We start from the raw sequence: 17,465 nt of genomic DNA on the forward strand, positions 1-17,465 counted from the left end.
ATCGGCGTGACTGGAGGGCATCTCGCGTGACTGGAGGGGCATCTCGCGTGATTGGGGAGGCATCACACGTGATTGGAGGGGCATCACGTGTGATTGGGGGGTCGACACGGCGAAGGGGGCCTTCCGCGGACTAGTGCGGAAGGCCCCCTTCGGGATGGTGCTAGTGCGAGACGGCTTTTTCGGCGCCCGCGCCCGTCAGGGCCCGGACCTCCATCTCGGCGTACTTCTTCGGGTTGCGCTCCTTCGACAGGACCGTGCCGAGCCAACCCAGGAAGAACGCGATCGGGATCGAGAACAGGCCCGGGTTGTCGAGCGGGAACCAGTGGAAGTCGACGCCCTGGATCATCGACGCGCTCTTGCCCGTCTTGGCGTCCACCGGCTTGCCGGAGACCGCCGGGGAGAACACGATCAGCACGATCGTCACCAGCAGGCCGCCGTAGATCGACCACAGCGCGCCCTGGGTGTTGAACCGCTTCCAGAACAGCGAGTAGAGGATCGTCGGCAGGTTCGCCGACGCCGCCACCGCGAACGCCAGTGCCACGAGGAACGCCACGTTCTGCGTCTTCGCCAGGATGCCGCCGAGGATCGCGAGCGCGCCGATCACCAGCGCGGTGATGCGCGCGACGCGGACCTCGCCGCCGGTGGAGACCGCGCCCTTCTTGATCACGTTGGCGTAGACGTCGTGGGCGAACGACGCCGACGCCGTGATCGTCAGGCCCGCGACCACCGCGAGGATCGTGGCGAACGCGACCGCCGAGATGAACCCGAGCAGCACCGGCCCGCCCAGCTCCAGCGCCAGCAGCGGCGCCGCGGAGTTCGTCGTGCCCGGGGCCTTCGCGATCTTGTCCGGCCCGACGATCGCGCCGGCGCCGTAGCCCAGCACCAGCGTGAACAGGTAGAAGATGCCGATCAGCACGATGGCCCAGACCACCGAGCGGCGCGCGTCCTTGGCCGTGGGGACCGTGTAGAAGCGCATCAGCACGTGCGGCAGGCCGGCCGTGCCCAGTACCAGCGCGATGCCGAGCGACAGGAAGTCCAGCTTCGTCGTGCCGTTCTTGCCGTACTGCTTGCCCGGGTCGAGCAGCGCCGCACCGCCCTTGCCGCCCTTGTCGACGGCGGCCTGGAACAGGTCGGACAGGTTGAAGCCGTACTTCCCCAGCACCCACAGCGTCATCGCGAACGCGCCGATGATCAGCAGCGCGGCCTTGATGATCTGCACCCAGGTGGTGCCCTTCATGCCGCCGATCAAGACGTACAGGATCATGATCACGCCGACCACGGCGATCACCAGGTCCTGCCCCAGTTCGCTGTCGATGCCGAGCAGCAGGTTGACCAGACCACCCGCGCCGGCCATCTGCGCCAGCAGGTAGAAGAACGAAACGGCCAGCGTCGAGACGGCCGCCGCGGCGCGCACCGGACGTTGTTTCATCCGGAACGCGAGCACGTCGCCCATCGTGAACTTGCCGGTGTTGCGCAGCAGTTCCGCGACCAGCAGCAACGCGACGAGCCAAGCGACCAGGAAGCCGATCGAATAGAGGAAGCCGTCGTAGCCGTTGACCGCGATCGCACCCGCGATGCCGAGGAACGACGCCGCCGAAAGATAGTCACCGGAAATCGCGATGCCGTTCTGCGGGCCGGTGAACGCTCGCCCGGCGGCGTAGTAGTCGGACGCCGTCTTGGTGTTGCGGCTGGCCCGGAACACGATCACCAGCGTGATCGCGACGAAGACCAGGAAGATGATGATGTTGAGGGTGGAGTTGGAACCCTCCACGCCCGCGGCGAGGTTCATCGGCCGGGCTCTCCTTCGATGCTCGCACGGATCTCGTCGGCCACCGGGTCGAGCTTCCGGTTGGCGTACCGCACGTACAGCGCGGTGATCACGAACGTCGACACGAACTGCAGGAGCCCGAAGACCAGGCCGACGGTGATGTTGCCGGCCAGCTTGGTGCTCATGAACCCGTGCGCGTAGTCGGCGAGGAGCACGTACAGCAGGTACCAAAGCAGGAACAGCGCCGTCATCGGGAACACGAACACGCGCAGCCTTCGGCGCAGGCCGGTGAATTCGGGACTTTCCTGGATCCTTTCCCAGTCTGTTTGCGACTCCGCGCCACCGACGTCTTCCTCGGTGCTGCTCACAGCGGATCTCCACCTTCCAAGTTCTCGTACTGTCCGTACTGTTTGAAGCCAACGGACCGTAAAGAGTTAACGGTGTGGTTGGTAAGCCCCCAATCGGGCGCTTGACCTTGTGTAGAAATTCCGCTTGAGATTCGCGAGGGATGTCCGTTTAGCGGACACGAGATCACTCGATCGGGTAATGCATTCTGACGCCGAGTCAGCAGATCACTTACGATGCCGCCCGCGACCGGCGATGCGGGTCTTCTCCTCGGCCTGACCGAACCGCGCGACGGCCCGATCGCGCATGAACCCGAGCGGGTCCGGCGCGTGCAGCCTCAGCATGATGTCGTGCACGTGGTCCGGGCGGCCGTATCCGGTCACCCGGCTGACCAGATACGTCGTGACGAACGCGACCGGCACGGTGATCAACGCCGGCTGGGTCGCGAACCACGGCGCCCAGCCCCCGGTGTAGCCGCTGACGATGTTGACGACCAGCGCGACCAGCACCAGGCCGCCGCCGACGAACATCCCGGCCAGCGCGCCGGGCCAGGACAGCTTGCGCCACCAGATGCCCAGCACCAGCAACGGGCTGAACGTCGACGCGGCGAGCGCGAACGTCATCCCGACCGACAGCGAGAGGTCCTCCGGCCGCAGCGCGACGGCCAGCCCGACCGGGAACAGCGCGACCAGCACGGTCGCCACCCGGAAGTCCCGCACCCGGCCGGGCAGCAGGTCGGTCGACACCACCCCGGCGACACTCACCAGCAGGCCGGACGTGCTGGACAGGAACGCCGCGAACGCACCGGCCGCGGTGACCGCGCCGAGGATCTGGCCGCCGATGCCCGGCAGCATCGCCGAGGGCAACCGCAGGATCGCCGCGTCCGTCTTGCCGGTGACCAGCAGCTCCGGCACGTACATCCGGGACAGCGCGCCCAGCAGCGTCGGGAACAGGTAGAACAGGCCGAGCAGCAGCAGGACGTGCACGGTGGTGCGGCGCGCGGCCTTGCCGTCGGGGTTGGTGTAGAAGCGGACCAGCACGTGCGGCAGGCCCATGGTGCCCAGGAACGTCGCGAAGATCAGCGAGTACGTCTGGAACAGGTCGGTCAGGCTGCCCGAGCCCGGGTGCAGCCAGTTCCCGTTGTCGGCGACGGAGTCGCTGACCACCGGCACCGGCGTGCCGGCCAGGAACTTCAGCGTGGTGCCTTCGGAAACCGTGTGCGGGGCCAGCGGGGTCCAGTGCGTCGGCCCGGCGGCCGGGCCGTTGTCCGCGTAGCCGTACGCGTAGAGGAACGTGTCCGAGTCGACGTGCAGGGTGACGTCGGTCTGGACGTCGACCGTGGTGTCGGTGGTGAAGACCGGCGGGGCGGCCGTGCCGAGCGGGCGGAAGCCGTCCGGGCCGCCGCCGGCGAAGAACACCATGCACAGCACGAACGCGGGCACGGCGATCGCGAACAGCTTGAGCCAGTACTGGAAGGCCTGGACGACGGTGATGGCGCGCATGCCGCCGGCGATCACGTTGAACGCGACCAGCACCATCACGACGACCGCGCCCGCCCACGCGGGCACCGGCAGGATCGTCGCGAGCGTCAGGCCGGCGCCCTGCAGCTGCGGGACCATGTAGAGGATCCCGATGAACACGACGAACGCCGTGGAGAACCGGCGCAGGCCGATCGAGCCGAGGCGCATCTCGAGGAAGTCCGGCAGCGTGTACGCGCCGGAGCGCCGCAGCGGCGCGGCGACGAAGAGCATCAGCGCGAGGTAACCGGCGGTGAAGCCGATCGGGAACCACAGCGCGTCGGCGCCCTCCTTGAGCACGATGCCGGCGATGCCGAGGAACGACGCCGCGGACAGGTACTCACCGGAGATCGCGGCGGCGTTGCGCCGCGACCGCACGGTGCGCCGCGCGACCAGGAAGTCGTGCGTGCTCGTGGCGGACCGCGAGGACCGGTGACCGAGGTAGAACGTCACCACGGCGACCAGCACGATGCCGGTCAACGCCCACGGGTTCAGCTGCACGGAGGAATCCTCGCACGGGGTGGCGCGAACTAGTTTTCGATCATGTCCACGAAGGCGCGTTCGTTGCGTTCGGCCAGCCGGTTGTACCAGAGGCCGACGCCGAACAGGAACGGGAACGGCAGTACGCCGAGGATCAGCCAGGGCACCGGGATGCCCGCCAGCGTCAGCCGCGAGAACCCGGGTAGCAGGTAGAACAGCACCGGCAGCGACCCGAACACGACGACGACCAGCAGGGACAGCAGCAACGCCGTCCGCAGCTGCACCTTCACCAGGTGGTCCCGGACGAGCAGCTTCCCCCAGCTGGTCTGTTCCTCCAGCTCGACGCGGGCGCGCAGGGTGCCGGCGCCCCGCCGCGGGTCGTTGAGGATGACGCGTTCGCGCTTGGGTTTCGAGTGCTGCTCGTGCTTCGCCGGCTCGTCCGGCGCGGGCGGCAGCGGCTCGACGACGGCCTGCTCGGTGGGCTGCGGCAGCGGCCGCTGCGGGCGTCTGCCCAGCGTCGGATCGGGCTCGCGGACGCCGTTCGCGCGCCGGTCGTAGAAGTCTTCGGTCATGACCGGCCCCGGCTCAGCCGTTCCGGCCTGAACCGACCAGCCGGTCCTTCAGCGCGCGAGTGTGGCGCCGGCTGACCGGCAGCACCTTCTCCTCGTTGCCGATCACGACCTGGTAGCCGCCCTGGCCCATCCGCAGCTCGGTGATCAGCGGCAGGGCGACCAGGAACGACCGGTGGATCCGGACGAACCCGGCCTTCTCCCAGCGCTCTTCGAGCTGCGCCAGCGGGATGCGGACCAGGTGGCTGCCCTCGGTGGTGAACAACCGCGCGTAGTCACCCTGGGCCTCGACCCAGCGGACCGAGGAGCGCGGGATTAGCTTGGTGGTGCCGGCCAGCTCGACCGGGATGACCTCGTCGTCGTTCTTGACGCCGGGCTCGCCGCCGACGGCGCCGGGAGCGGGCGCCGCGGCCGAGGCCAGCTTCTCGATGACGCGCGTGATCGCGCGGTCGAGGCGGTCCTGCTGGTACGGCTTGAGCACGTAGTCGAGGGCGCCGAGGTCGAAGGCGTTGACCGCCTCTTCGGCGTGCCCGGTGACGAACACCAGCGCGGGCGAGGGCCGGAGCGCGGCGAACACGCGTGACATCTCCATGCCGGACAATCCGGGCATGTCGATGTCGGCGAAGACGGCGTCGACGATCGGGAGGCCACGGTCCTTGCGTTCGCGTAGCCTCGGGTCGTCGGTCGACAGCAGCCTCAGCGCCTCCGACGCGTCGATCGCCGGGAACACCTTGGCCACGTGCGGGCTGTTGCGCAGGCAGTGGACGAGTTCGTCCAGACCTCGAGGCTCGTCGTCCACAGCCAGGACCACGAGCTTCCGGGTGTCATCGTGAGCACTCACAGTGAAACGCATCCTGCCCATTGCCGAGTGCAATGTCCAGCCCCCGTCCGCCTGAAGTGGGGAGACCCGCGGGCGACAGCGCCGCCCGCGGGTCCCTTAATCAATGCACGAAGGTGAACCAGTTGAGGTTCACGAAGTCGGCGGGCTGGCCGCTCGTGAACGTCAGGTACACGTTGTGCACCCCGGTCACCGCGCTGGTGTTCGCCGGGATCGTCCGCCAGCTCTGCCAGCCGCCCGTGCTGCCGACGGCGAAGCTGCCGACCGGCGCGTTGGACAGGCTGTCGAGACGCACCTCCACCAGGCCACTGACCCCGCCGGCCGCCCCGGACGCCACCCGCGCCTGGAAGTTGGTCGCGGCGCTGCTCCCGAAGTCCACCCCCGGGTAGAGCGCCCAGTCGCCGTTGCCGGCCGGGCCGATGTTCTGGCCGCCGCCGGTGTCGGTGGTCGTCTGCTTGGCGAGGCCGTTCTGCTGGCTATACGACTCGGCCTGGATGGTGCTGTACGCGCTGCCGCCGCCGGACGGCGGAGTCGTGGTGGTGGTCGGCGGTGTCGTGGGTGTGGTCGTGCCGCCACCGCCGGAGCCGCGTGTGCTCACCGTGACGTAGTCGACGACCATCGGGTGGCCCGGCACGATCCCCGGCCCCGGCGTCGTGGTGCCGGAGTTGTTGTTGGGGAACGCGCCGCCGATCGCGACGTTCAGCAGCACGAAGTAGCCGGCGTGGTTCGTCATGTTGGCCCAGGTCGTCGCGTCGACCTGGTTCTGGCTGACGGAGTGGAACTGCTGCCCGTCGACGAACCAGCGGAACACCTGCGGGCTGGCGCTCGCGTCCCATTCGAAGCGGTAGGTGTGGAACCCGGCCTGGCAGGTCGCGCCCGGGCAGGCCCGGTTGTTGACGATGCCGGTGGTCTCGTTGCACGGGCCGCCGGGGTTGACGCCGCAGTGCATGACGCCCCAGACGGAGTTGATCCCGTTGACGTTCTCCATGATGTCGAACTCGCCGATGGCGGGCCAGTTCCACCAGTTGCCGCGGTACGGGCCGCCGAGCGCCCAGAAGGCCGGCCAGTAGCCGAGCGCGGCGGCGCCGGTGACGTTCGGCATCTGGATCCGGCTCTCGATCCGCATGACCCCGCCCGCGGGCGGCTTGAAGTCGGCGCGCTGGGTTTCGATCCGCGCGGACGTCCAGTTGCCGGCGCCGTCGCGCAACGGCGTGATGCGGAGGTTGCCGGCCCCGTCGAGGGCGAGGTTCGACGGGCTCGACGTGTAGTCCTGGATCTCGCCGGTGCCCCAGTTGCCGGGGCCGCCCGGGTAGGCGTGGCCGGTGTCGACGATCCAGTTCGAGCCGGACGGCAGGGCGCCGGAGCCGCCGGTGAAGTCGTCGGCGAACACCGTTGTCCAGCCGGATTCCGGGGGTGGGATGGACGCTGCCGCGGGGACGGTCAGCGGAATGGCGATGAGCGCGGCGCCGGCCAGGGCACCGAGGGCGAATCTTCGGGAGTGGGGCATCGGGGACGACCTCCTCGTCGATCCGGATTTGTTGCGGGTCACAACAAAGCCCGTTGACGAGGAGACCTCCCGGAACGCGGTGATCGCCAGAGGCGTTACGAAGCAAGAGTGATACAGGTCACAAAGTGTGCCCCGAAGTACTCGAATCGGACAGTCCTAGAAGGGCTGATCCGATGACGTGCACGGCGTCTTCAACCCCCGGCAGCGTACGCAGGTGCGGCGTCCGGGCGACGTCGTTGACCACCGTGAGCGCGGCCTGGACGCGCACGCGCGCCGGGTCCGGGCCCAGGTCCGGGCGGGCGTCGAGCAGCAGCCGGACCCAGGCCTCGACGTACTCGCGCTGGGTGCGGCGCAGCTCGTGCCGCTCGGGTTCCGGCAGCAGCCCGACCTCGGTGATCAGCAGGTCGACGACGTCGTGGTGGGCCAGCGAGTACCCGGCGTAGGACCGCAGCAGCGCGGGCAGCGACGCCGTCCGCAGGCCCTCGCCGAGCGCGTCGGCGCCGGTGCTCAGGGCCGTCATCAGCAGCTCGGCCTTGTTCTCGAAGTGGTGGTAGACGCTCGGCCCGGCGATCCCGGCCGCCGCGCCGACCTCCTCGATGGCCACGCTGTGGAAGCCGCGCTCGGCGAAGAGCCGGGTCGCGGTCGTCAGCAGCAGCTCACGCCGGGACGCGGGCTCGACGGCCGGTTCGGGAGCCCGTTCGCCCAGGTCCGGGAGCCGGACGGCGGCGACCGCGGCGGCCAGCGACGTCATCAGCTCGTCGTAGGACGGGCGCGGCAGGTCGACGCGCTGGAAGGAGACGCTGACCAGCACCGCGAGCACCGACCAGGCCAGCAGCGCGGCCTGGTCGGCGGTCAGCTCCGGGCGCCCGTCCCGGAGCTGCCCGGCGAGCTGCCGCGCCAGCCGCCGCAGGGGCCTGCCGACGCGGTGGCGTTCGGCCGGCTCGAGGTGGCGGGACTCGCGCTGCCACAGGACCCCGACGTCGCGGCGATCGAGCGTGGCCGTCGCCACTTCGGCGAAATCGGTGACGGTGAGCGCGGTCAACGCGTCCTCGACCACCGCGGCGAGCAGCTCCTGCTTGCCGCGGAAGTGCCGGTACAGCGCGGACGGGCCGATCGCGACGGCGTCGGCGATGTCGCCCATCGCGACGTGCGGATAACCGCGGCGGACGAACAGCTCCGCGGCCGCGGCCACGATCAGCGCGCGGCGATTGCGCGGCCGGGTGCCGCGGGCGGGTGCGGACACTCAGTGGACCCCGCGGTCGCCGTCGGTCCAGTGCCGCTTCCGCAGCTCGCGCTTGAGGATCTTGCCCGCACCGGACATCGGGAGGGCGTCGGTGAACTCGAACGTGCGCGGCACCTTGTACCCCGCGATCGCCTCGCGGCAGAAGTCGCGCAGCTCGTCACCGGCCGCCTCCCGGCCGTCCAGCAGGACAACGACGGCGTGCACCCGCTCGCCCCACCGCTCGTCCGGCACGCCGATCACCGCGCACGCGGCCACGGACGGGTGCTTGGCCAGCGCGTTCTCCACCTCGGCCGAGTACACGTTCTCGCCGCCGGACACGATCATGTCCTTGATCCGGTCGACGACGAAGACGTACCCGCGCTCGTCCATGTAGCCGCCGTCGCCGGTGTGCATCCAGCCGCCGCGCAACGCGGTCGCCGTCTCCTCCGGCCGGTTCCAGTAGCCGAGCATCACGTGGTCTCCGCGGCAGACGATCTCACCGACCGAGCCGCGCGGCACCTCGACGTCGTCGACGTCGACGATCCGGACCTCGGCGTGCGGCGCCGCCCGCCCGGCGGCCCGGCGCAACGCGGGATCGTCGTGGTCTTCCGCGGACAGCAGCGTCGCGACCGGTGACAGCTCCGTCATGCCGTACGCCTGCACGAAACCCGCGCCGGGGAACACCTTCCGGGCGCGGTCGAGCACGGCTTCGGAGATCGGCGAAGCGCCGTAGACGACGTGGTTCATCGACGTCAGGTCGTGGTCGGTGACACCGGGGTGGTCGACGAGCAGCTGGATCATCGTCGGCACCAGCAGCGTGTCCGTGACGCCCCGGCCGCTGATCGCCTCGAGCACACCGGCCGGGGTGAACATCGGGACGATCACGTGGGTCGCCCCGACGAGCTGCCCGGCCGCCCAGGCCGCGCCGTCGGCCAGGTGGAACATCGGCGCGGCGTGCAGCAGTTTCCCGCGGGCGGTGAGGAAGTGGCCGGTGGCGAGGCTGCCCAGCGCCGACGTCAACAGGTTGCGGTGGCTGAGCATAACGCCCTTGGGCGTACCCGTGGTGCCGCCGGTGTAGTAGACGCCGAGCAGGTCGTCACCACCGCGGCGCGCGTCTTCCACCGGATCGGCGCCGGCGACGAGGTCTTCGTAACCCAGCATCCCGTCCGGCGTCGACGTCTCGCCGATGTGGACGACCGTGGTCACGCCGGCTTCGCGCAGCTTCGGCACCATCGGGACGAAGGCGTCGTCGACGAGCAGCACACGCGTGTCGGATTCGGTGAGCGAGTAGGCGATCTCCGCCGGGCTCCAGCGGATGTTGATCGGGTTGAGCACGGCGTTCGCCCACGGCGTGGCCAGGAGGTACTCGTGGTAGCGGTCGGAGTTGAGGGCGAGGATGCCGACACGGTCACCGGCGCCGACACCGAGCTCCTTGAGCGCCCCGGCGAACCGGGCGACGCGGGCGGCGACCTCGCCGACGGTCCGGACGCGATCGCCGTACTCGGTCATCGGCCGGTCGGGGCCCTGCTGCACGGCCTGGTGGAGGGTCTGCGTGAGGTGCATCCGCCGCTCCTTTGCGGTCCGGTCCCCTAGCGCTGATTCACATAGCCTAGCGTTGATTCACTTAGGAAGCCAGACCTCGGCGGCCACAGGGGCCGTCGAGGGGAGTTACTCGGTGCCTTTCGGATGTCCTGTGCTCGCCAGGACCACCCAGACGATCCGCCTGCATGGATCAGGGCAGTACCAGATCCGGCCACCCGCGGTCACTTCGTACTGCCACTGATCGAGTGCCTGGCCACCGATCTCACGCGTGGCGAAGGAACCCATCAGCCGGTGCTGGCGCGCCGGATTCTCCGGAGCCAGTGGCCTTTCGGTGAGGACGATCCACGCCTCCCACGTGTTGGACTTCGCGACCTGGCAGAGGGCATCCCAACCCTTCGCCGCCTCGGAGGTCGCGAACCGGGCCTCCCAGCCGCCGGGTCGGGCCGGCGGCGCAACGCGGTCGCCGCGTTTTGCGGGTATCGCTCAGATGTCCGCGGGGGCCGGGACGGGACCGAAGTCCTCCTCGATCGGACCGGTGAGCTTGCCGGCGAGCGCCGGATCGGCGTGAATGGCGGCGGTACTGCGCCACTCCGTGATCGTCTGAGCGAGGACTGACCACTGCCCGAGCTCCGCGGAAGCCTGAAAGGCTCGCGCGAAGTCGCGGACGAACTGTGCCTGCTCCGCCTCCGGCAGGACGTCCACCCACGGAAACTCTTCCAGCAGTGCCATCGCCACCACGTCAGGCGGCAAGTGAGCCAGCACGTTGCGCAGCGCACGCGCCGCCGCCACCGAGCCTTCCGAAGCCGAGTTCGCCCGGTCTTCCCTGGTCAAGAGCAGGGCAGCACCATCACGACGGCGAACTCTCACGTCGCCTTCGTCGGCGAGCGCCGCGACACTCTTGGGATCGCGTTGCAGCTCACTCCACTGCACCTCGGTCGTGGCCATGGCTCAATTCTGAACTTTTTCAGAAGTCTTCGCAAGTCTGCTTCCGGGGGCCCGAACGGCTGACGCTTGCTCAGAGGCCGAAGCGGGACCAGGCTGCCTTCTGCGTCACGGCGTCGAGCACCGCGGACGCGGCCGCCGGGGCGCCGACGCCGAGGCGGGCCAGCAGCGGGCGCTTCGGCTCGGCGACCGAGATGTCCGCGTCCGGGTACCGCTCGGTGATGATCTGGCGGAGGCTGCCGAGGCCGTCGATCAGCCCCAGTTCGGCGGCCTTCGCGCCGAGCCAGACGTCGCCGGTGAAGAGGTCCTCGGTGTCGGTCAGGCGCTCGCCGCGGCGCTCCTTCACCCAGCTCACGAACAGGTCGTGGAGCTGGGTGTGCATCTTCTTCAGCCACTCGACGTCTTCGGGCTTCTCCGGCGAGAACGGGTCGAGGCGCGACTTGTTCGCGCCCGCCGTGTGCAGCCGCCGCTCGATGCCGAAGCGCTCCAGCAGGCCGGTGAACCCGAAGCCGCCGCTGATCACGCCGATCGAGCCGACCATGGACGTCCGGTGGGCGAAGATCTCGTCGGCCGCGCAGGCCAGCCAGTAGCCGCCGGACGCGGCGACGTCCTCGCAGAACGCCAGTACCGGCACGCCCTTCTCGTCGGCCAGCTGCCGGATCCGCTCGGCGACCAGGCCGGACTGCGTCGGCGCGCCGCCCGGCGAGTTGATCAGCAGCGCGACGGCCTTCAGCCGGTCGTGCCCGAACGCCCTGGTCAGCGCGGACTCGACCGCGGTCAGGTTGATCGCGCCCCTGGCCAGCGGTGACGGCGACGGCGTGATCACACCGTGCAGCTTCACCACGGCCACGACGTCCTTGCGCTCGACCCGGTCGGCGAGACCCGGGATCCGCGAAGCCAGCTTGTCGGTAACGCTCATGGAGCCAGGCTAGACGGATTCAGCCCATGGGGAGGATGCCGGATCGGGTGCCGTTGACGCCGTTCGCCTCGGCGCCGTTGAGCTGCGCCGGACCGCCCTGCGACGGGACGTCGGCCTCGCCCGTGTCGGCGTCGGAGCTGTAGTCCGGCATGTTCGGGCGGACGCCGGGGACGAACTTCGGCACCCGGAGCGTCACCTTCATGCCGGCACCGGGCGCGGTCTCGACCATCACCGCGTAGTCGCCGCCGAACACCTGCTGCATGCGCTGGTTGATGTTGCCGAGCCCGACGTGGGCACCGGTGCGGTGCGCGCTCTTGAGCTCGTTGAGCCGCCGCGGGTCCATGCCGATGCCGTCGTCCTCGACGCTGATCAGCGCTTCGGTGCCGTAGTCCTGGGCGATCACCGTGACGCAGCCGCCGCTGGGCTTGCTGGCCAGTCCGTGCTTGACCGCGTTCTCCACCAGCGGCTGGATGATCAGGAACGGCACGACCACGCTGAGCACCTCGGGCGCGATCTTCATCCGCACCTCGAGCCGGCCGCCGAAGCGAGCGTTCTCGATGGTCAGGTAGCGGTCGATGTTGCGCAGCTCCTCGGCGAGCGAGGTGAACATGCCCGACGTCCGGAACGAGTAGCGCGTGAAGTCGGCGAAGTCCTGAAGCAGCTCTCGCGCCTCTTCGGGGTCCGTGCGGATCAGCGCGGAGATCGTGTTCAGCGCGTTGTAGACGAAGTGCGGTGAGATCTGCGCGCGCAGCGCCTTGATCTCGGCCTGCTGGAGCTGCTGCTTCGACTCGTCGAGCCGGGACAGCTCGAACTGCGTGCAGACGAACTGCGCGACCGCGTCGGCCATCTGCACCAGGCGGCCGCGGGTGCGGCCGACGACGATCAGCGCCGCCTCGGTCTCGCCTTCGACCAGCAGCGGCACGATCACCGCGGTCTTCATCCGGCAGGTGCCGCGGTGGTTGCAGGGCATCCGGTCGTGCGCGACGACCTCACGGCGGTGTTTGCGGATGGCCGCGCTGACGGCGTCGACGAGGTCGACGTAGTGCTCGTTCGCCTCGCCGTCCCAGGACAGCAGCGTGCCCTCGCTGTCGGTGATGCCGACGGCGACGCAGTCGAGCATCTGCAGCAGCTGGGTGGTGATCTTGTCGGCGGCGTCCTCGTCCAGGCCCGAGCGGAGGTTCGGCGCCGCCTTCGACATCCGGTGGACCGCCTGCAGCATGGCGTCCTCGATGACGCTGGCCGGCTTGCGCTGCTTGAACAGCAGCACGACCACCACGATGACGAGCAGCACCACGATCGCCCACGGGACGATCTGCTCAAGCGGAAACCCGGACACGGCGTCCATGCTCTGCGCTCGACCAACCGGGTGCAAGGCCTGTTCCCACTTTCTGTTCAAACGTGACGACCGAGGGTGGGGATGACCCTACTAAGAGTCGGGTAGCTGCCCCCATGGTCACTGTCGGCAACGCGCGAGAGGCTGGTCCTGTTCCACCGGTTCCGGGAAAACCGGCAGGAAGAGCGCGGTTTCGGGGACCGCGGCCGTGGGGGCGCCGACCCCGGGACGGGCGACGGCGGAGCACCTGCCGCCGAATGGGGGAATCCGGTGCGTGACGTCGCGACCACGCATGTCACGCACCGGATCGGCCCTACTTCAGCAGCCGGGACATCCGCCGATCGGCCAGCGGCTTGCCGCCGGTCTGGCAGGTCGGGCAGTACTGGAACGACTTGTCGGCGAAGGAGATCTCGCGGATCGTGTCGCCGCAGACCGGGCACGGCAGCCCGGTGCGGGCGTGCACCCGCAGGCCCGAGCGCTTCTCGCCCTTCAGCCGCGCCGCCTTCTGCCCCACCGAGCGCTGGACGGCGTCGGACTCGATCTCGACGATCGCCTCGGCGAGGGTTTCCAGCGCGCCGTCGTCGAGCTTGCCGATCGTCGCGTACGGCGAGAGCTTCGCGCGGTGCATGATCTCGTCGGAGTAGGCGTTGCCGATACCGGCGATCAGCGACTGGTCGGTCAGCGCCCACTTCAGCCGGGTGTTCCGCCCGGCGAACAACTCCCGCAGCTGAGTGGCGTCGAGGGTGAGGGCGTCGGGGCCGAGGCGCGCGACGCTCGCGATCTCCTGCGGATCCTTGACGATCCACACCGCGAGGCCCTTCTTCGTGCCGGCCTCGGTGAGGTCGAAGCCGGGCCCGGTGGCGGACTCGAGGTGCACCCGCAGCGAGATGGGGCCCTTGCCCGGCCGCAGCGGCGCCGCGGCCAGCCCGTCCGACCAGCGCAGCCAGCCCGCGCGGGCCAGGTGGACGACCAGGTGCAGGTCACCGGCGACGACGTCGAGGTGCTTGCCGTGCCGGGTGGCGCCGGTGATCTCGCGGCCGTGCAGCTGGGTCCACGGCGGGGTCGCCGTCTTCAGCACGCTCAGCGATGCGACATCGATCCGGAAGATCGTCTGGCCGACGGCGTTTTCTCGCAGGTGGTGAGCCAGCGCTTCGACCTCGGGTAGCTCGGGCATTCCGTCAGTCTCACCCTTTCGGCCGAAATCCGGTACGGCTTACTCGACCGGGTGCAGCGGCCCGTCGAAGTCCGGCAGCGAGTGCCGCTGGATGGTCTTGGAGATCTTCTTGACCTCGCCCTGCACGGTGAACATGCCGCGGATCGTGCCGACCCAGCGCTCGGACGGCCGGTCGCCCGTCACGTCGCCCTCGGTCTCGGCGACGACCGTCCACGGACGGCGCAGGATCCACCGCAGCGGGAAGAACAGGATGATCAGCAGCAGCGCGAGCAGCACCCACGCGGGGATGTTGACCTGGTCCGGGGTCCACACGACGAGGATCACGGCCAGCAGCGCGGTCACGACGATCATCGCGATGCCGGGGCCGTAGCTGCCCGCGACGTCGTGTTCGAAGTCGTCCGCGGTCGCCGGAGCCCGCCATTCCATCTGGGCACGGACCACCCAGTCGCGGCCGTCTTCGCCGCGCACCAGCCGGTTCATTCAGTAGCCTCCCGGGCCGCCCGCAGGGTGAGCACGACAACGGTACCGTGCGCGGCCCAGCGCGCGCGAGGGAGGAATCGGACATCCCGCGCCGCGGAGTTGATCACCGCTGTTCAGGACCCCGACGGCACGGTCGCGGCCGAATCCGGCGATTCGCCCGAATCGGTGACTTCGGCGCTGCTGCTAGAGCACGGTTTCCCGGAGGTCGGCGTCACCGTTGTCGAAGGCTCGGTCGAAGGCTCAGTGGACGGTTTCGTCGATCCGGAGTCGTCGCCGGTCGGGTCCGGCTTGGTCGTCTCGGTCGGCGAACCCGTCGGACGCCCGGTCGGCGACAGCTCGGGTGCGTTCTCCGGCTCGTTCGGGTCGGTCGACTCGGTGATGGTCCAATCCGGGCTCGAGGTCTCCGTGTCGAGCCTCGGCGCCGTCGACGAGTGGCCGGGCGTGCTGAACGTCGAAGGCGCTTCGTCGTCGCGCGGGCCGAGCCCGTCGGTGCCGGCGTCTCCGGTGTCCCCGCCGCTCGTCTCGCCGGCCGGGACGTCACCGCCGGCGGCCACGCCGGGAACCTCGTTCGCGCCGAGCTGGTGTCCCCCGGTCCGTGACTTGGCCGGGACGGTGATCCCGGTGCCACGGCCGTTGAGCACGCCGATGCCGATCCGCGGGTTCTGCGGGGGCGGCGGCTGCTGGTGCGTCCCGCTCGGCGGCACCACCACGAGCTCCGGCGCGCCGCCGGTCAGCCCGACGTCCTGCACCGGTGACGAGCCGAACAGCACCGGCCCGGCGGCGACGCCCACGGCACCCACGGCCGCGGTCGACGCCAGCGCGAGGCCGATCTTGACCTTCGAACCGACCAGCACGCCCTTGACCGTGGCACCGAGCCCGGCCAGCACCCCGCTGCCGCTGACCGCGGCACCCGCGGCCGGCACCAGCAGCACCAGCACCCCGGCGTGCGCGCGCAGCGACGAGCAGACGTCGCGAAGCTCGTCCTGGGTGGCGCGGCACGACGGGCAGCCGTGCAGGTGCGCCTTGATCCGCTCGGCTTCGGCGCCGGTGACGCTGCCCGCGGTGAACCCGCCCAGCTTCTCGACGACCGCGCGGCACGAGTCCGGCCCGCGGTTCACCGAAAGGTGTGCCTGCAGGTAGGCCGCGCGCAGCCCTTGGCGGGCCCGGCGGGCCAGCGCCGCGGTGGCGTTCGCGCTCAGCCCGAAGTGGGTGGCGACCATGGCGGGCTGCTCGCCCTCGACCTCGGTCTGCCACAAAACGGTCCGCCAGCGCTCGGGCAGGCTGGTGAACGCGGTCGTGATCAGCGTGTGCTCGGCGGTGCGGGCGTGCGTGTCCGCCCCGGCGCCGGCGCGGAAGGTCAGCTCGTCGTCGGAGACCGGGACGTCACGGCGGGCGCCGTGCCACTCCCAGGAGACCCGGCGGGCGACGGTCAGCAGGTAGGCGCGGACGTAGTCCCGGGGACCGGCGCCCCGGCGCAGCGCCTGCAGCACCCGGAAGAAGGTCTCCGCGGTGATGTCCTCGGCCTCGGACCGGTCGGAAGCCAGGCTCTGCGCGAGTCTCCGGACGGCGGCCGCGTGCAGCTCGAACAGCTCTCCGAACGCCGCGTCCTCACCGTTTCGCAACCGATGCAGCAGTGCCTGCTCGTCGGATTCCGAGGCCGCTGGTGGCGGCACCGTGCCCAGCTCGGTCATCCGGCCCGGCACCTCCTCCCCCGAAGGTTCTCCCCATTCGGTCGAATGGGGACACCATACGGAGGGAAACAGCCGTCGTCACCCCTTGTACGCCAGCTGTGACACCGAAGCACCGGGTCAGGGGACCGAGGACCCCGCTCATCGGAGCGGTTTCGGGAGGGTATAGAGTACTCATCACAGCAGCCGCAAGGAAGCTGTACGCGGATGTAGCGCAGCTGGTAGCGCATCACCTTGCCAAGGTGAGGGTCGCGGGTTCGAATCCCGTCATCCGCTCAGGTTCCGAAGGGCCTGTGTCGACAGAAAGCGTCGACACAGGCCCTTCGCCGTTTCACCCGGGGGCCGAGCCCCCGGAGCCCCACGGTGCCGTTGCCGGACTGCCGTGTTCCGGTGGGTGCTACTCTTTGCGTCTTTCGGTCCATTGTCTGGACCAATCGCTCTAGGCGGCCCGGCTTGAAGTTCGGCCGGACAGTGGTCTGAACCATTCAAGTGAATTCTCCACACTGGTGAGTACTTGTTGTGAGAGGAGTCACATGGTCAAGAAGCTTGTTCTCGCCGTTGTCGCCGCTCTCGCTCTTCCGTTCCTGGTCACCGGCGCCGCCTGGGGACACGGGTACACCACCACGCCGCCCAGCCGGGCGTACAAGTGCAAAACCGGGGCCGTGACCAACTGCGGGGCCATCCAGTACGAACCGCAGAGCACCGAAGGCCCGAAGAACTTCCCCAGCGGCGGCCCCGCCGACGGGAAGCTCTGCTCCGCCGGCGTCGCCCGCTTCGCCGAGCTCGACGACCAGCGCGGTGGCACCTGGCCGACCACCAAGCTCACCAGCGGCGCGACGTACACGTTCAAGTGGACGCTGACCGCCGCGCACTCGACGACGTCGTTCCGCTACTTCGTCACCAAGAACGGGTGGAACCCCTCGGCGCCGCTCACCCGGGCGCAGCTGGACACCACGCCGTTCCTGACCGTGCCGTTCAACGGGCAGCAGCCCAGCACGTCGGTGTCGCACAGCGGCAAGCTGCCCTCCGGCAAGAGCGGGCGGCACATGATCCTCGCCGTCTGGGACATCGCCGACACAGCCAACGCGTTCTACCAGTGCTCGGACGTTACTTTCTGACCTGGTTCGTGCCGGTTCGGCAA

Annotated in this window: 15 protein-coding genes and 1 tRNA gene; 2 read left to right on the plus strand and 14 right to left on the minus strand. The window is 69.7% G+C overall.

The window, feature by feature from the left end:
* Positions 1–160: 160 nt before the first annotated feature.
* The 14 genes from ACIOD2_RS20525 to ACIOD2_RS20590 all read right to left on the minus strand — a co-directional run bounded on the left by ACIOD2_RS20525 (position 161) and on the right by ACIOD2_RS20590 (position 16,327).
* Complete coding sequence (locus ACIOD2_RS20525) at positions 161–1,789, minus strand: cation acetate symporter (RefSeq protein WP_400540069.1); 1,629 nt, start codon at positions 1,787–1,789, stop codon at positions 161–163.
* Positions 1,786–2,136 carry a DUF485 domain-containing protein gene (locus ACIOD2_RS20530; protein WP_400540071.1) on the minus strand — a complete coding sequence of 117 codons (351 nt, stop codon included), beginning with the start codon at positions 2,134–2,136 and terminating at the stop codon, positions 1,786–1,788. The genes ACIOD2_RS20525 and ACIOD2_RS20530 overlap by 4 nt, the downstream gene beginning before the upstream one ends.
* A gap of 204 nt (positions 2,137–2,340) precedes the next feature.
* Positions 2,341–4,131 (minus strand): cation acetate symporter, encoded by a 1,791-nt coding sequence (locus tag ACIOD2_RS20535; RefSeq protein WP_400540073.1) that lies wholly within the window; start codon positions 4,129–4,131, stop codon positions 2,341–2,343.
* A gap of 29 nt (positions 4,132–4,160) precedes the next feature.
* Entirely contained in the window at positions 4,161–4,682 is a 522-nt protein-coding gene (locus tag ACIOD2_RS20540) for a hypothetical protein (RefSeq protein ID WP_400540075.1), read from the minus strand.
* 13 nt (positions 4,683–4,695) lie between these two features.
* A complete protein-coding gene (locus ACIOD2_RS20545) occupies positions 4,696–5,532 on the minus strand; it encodes a LytR/AlgR family response regulator transcription factor (RefSeq protein WP_400540077.1) in 837 nt (278 codons plus the stop codon).
* Positions 5,533–5,620: 88 nt separating this feature from the next.
* Positions 5,621–7,024, minus strand: a complete 1,404-nt coding sequence (locus ACIOD2_RS20550) for a glycoside hydrolase family 16 protein (RefSeq protein WP_400540079.1) — start codon at positions 7,022–7,024, stop codon at positions 5,621–5,623.
* A 118-nt stretch (positions 7,025–7,142) separates the two neighbouring features.
* Positions 7,143–8,267, minus strand: a complete 1,125-nt coding sequence (locus tag ACIOD2_RS20555) for a TetR/AcrR family transcriptional regulator (protein WP_400540081.1) — start codon at positions 8,265–8,267, stop codon at positions 7,143–7,145.
* Positions 8,268–9,866: a long-chain-fatty-acid--CoA ligase gene (locus ACIOD2_RS20560; RefSeq protein ID WP_400540439.1), complete on the minus strand. Its 1,599-nt coding sequence runs from the start codon at positions 9,864–9,866 to the stop codon at positions 8,268–8,270.
* Between the two features lie 405 nt (positions 9,867–10,271).
* Entirely contained in the window at positions 10,272–10,733 is a 462-nt protein-coding gene (locus tag ACIOD2_RS20565; protein WP_400540083.1) for a hypothetical protein, read from the minus strand.
* A 70-nt stretch (positions 10,734–10,803) separates the two neighbouring features.
* Complete coding sequence (locus tag ACIOD2_RS20570) at positions 10,804–11,649, minus strand: S49 family peptidase (protein WP_400540085.1); 846 nt, start codon at positions 11,647–11,649, stop codon at positions 10,804–10,806.
* Positions 11,650–11,668: 19 nt separating this feature from the next.
* Positions 11,669–12,994, minus strand: coding sequence for a sensor histidine kinase (locus ACIOD2_RS20575; protein WP_392775613.1), 1,326 nt, complete (start codon positions 12,992–12,994; stop codon positions 11,669–11,671).
* A gap of 301 nt (positions 12,995–13,295) precedes the next feature.
* On the minus strand, positions 13,296–14,156 hold the full coding sequence (locus ACIOD2_RS20580; protein WP_400540087.1) for an Fpg/Nei family DNA glycosylase: 861 nt from the start codon (positions 14,154–14,156) through the stop codon (positions 13,296–13,298).
* A 39-nt stretch (positions 14,157–14,195) separates the two neighbouring features.
* On the minus strand, positions 14,196–14,636 hold the full coding sequence (locus ACIOD2_RS20585; protein ID WP_392775617.1) for a DUF983 domain-containing protein: 441 nt from the start codon (positions 14,634–14,636) through the stop codon (positions 14,196–14,198).
* 113 nt (positions 14,637–14,749) lie between these two features.
* Entirely contained in the window at positions 14,750–16,327 is a 1,578-nt protein-coding gene (locus ACIOD2_RS20590; RefSeq protein WP_400540089.1) for a sigma-70 family RNA polymerase sigma factor, read from the minus strand.
* Positions 16,328–16,527: 200 nt separating this feature from the next.
* Here ACIOD2_RS20590 and ACIOD2_RS20595 point away from each other — a divergent pair.
* Together ACIOD2_RS20595 and ACIOD2_RS20600 are read left to right on the plus strand one after the other, a co-directional pair.
* A tRNA-Gly gene (locus ACIOD2_RS20595) sits at positions 16,528–16,600 on the plus strand.
* 257 nt (positions 16,601–16,857) lie between these two features.
* Positions 16,858–17,442: a lytic polysaccharide monooxygenase gene (locus tag ACIOD2_RS20600; RefSeq protein WP_400540091.1), complete on the plus strand. Its 585-nt coding sequence runs from the start codon at positions 16,858–16,860 to the stop codon at positions 17,440–17,442.
* Positions 17,443–17,465: the final 23 nt, after the last annotated feature.

Source organism: Amycolatopsis sp. NPDC088138, assembly GCF_044741685.1.
Lineage (GTDB): Bacteria > Actinomycetota > Actinomycetes > Mycobacteriales > Pseudonocardiaceae > Amycolatopsis.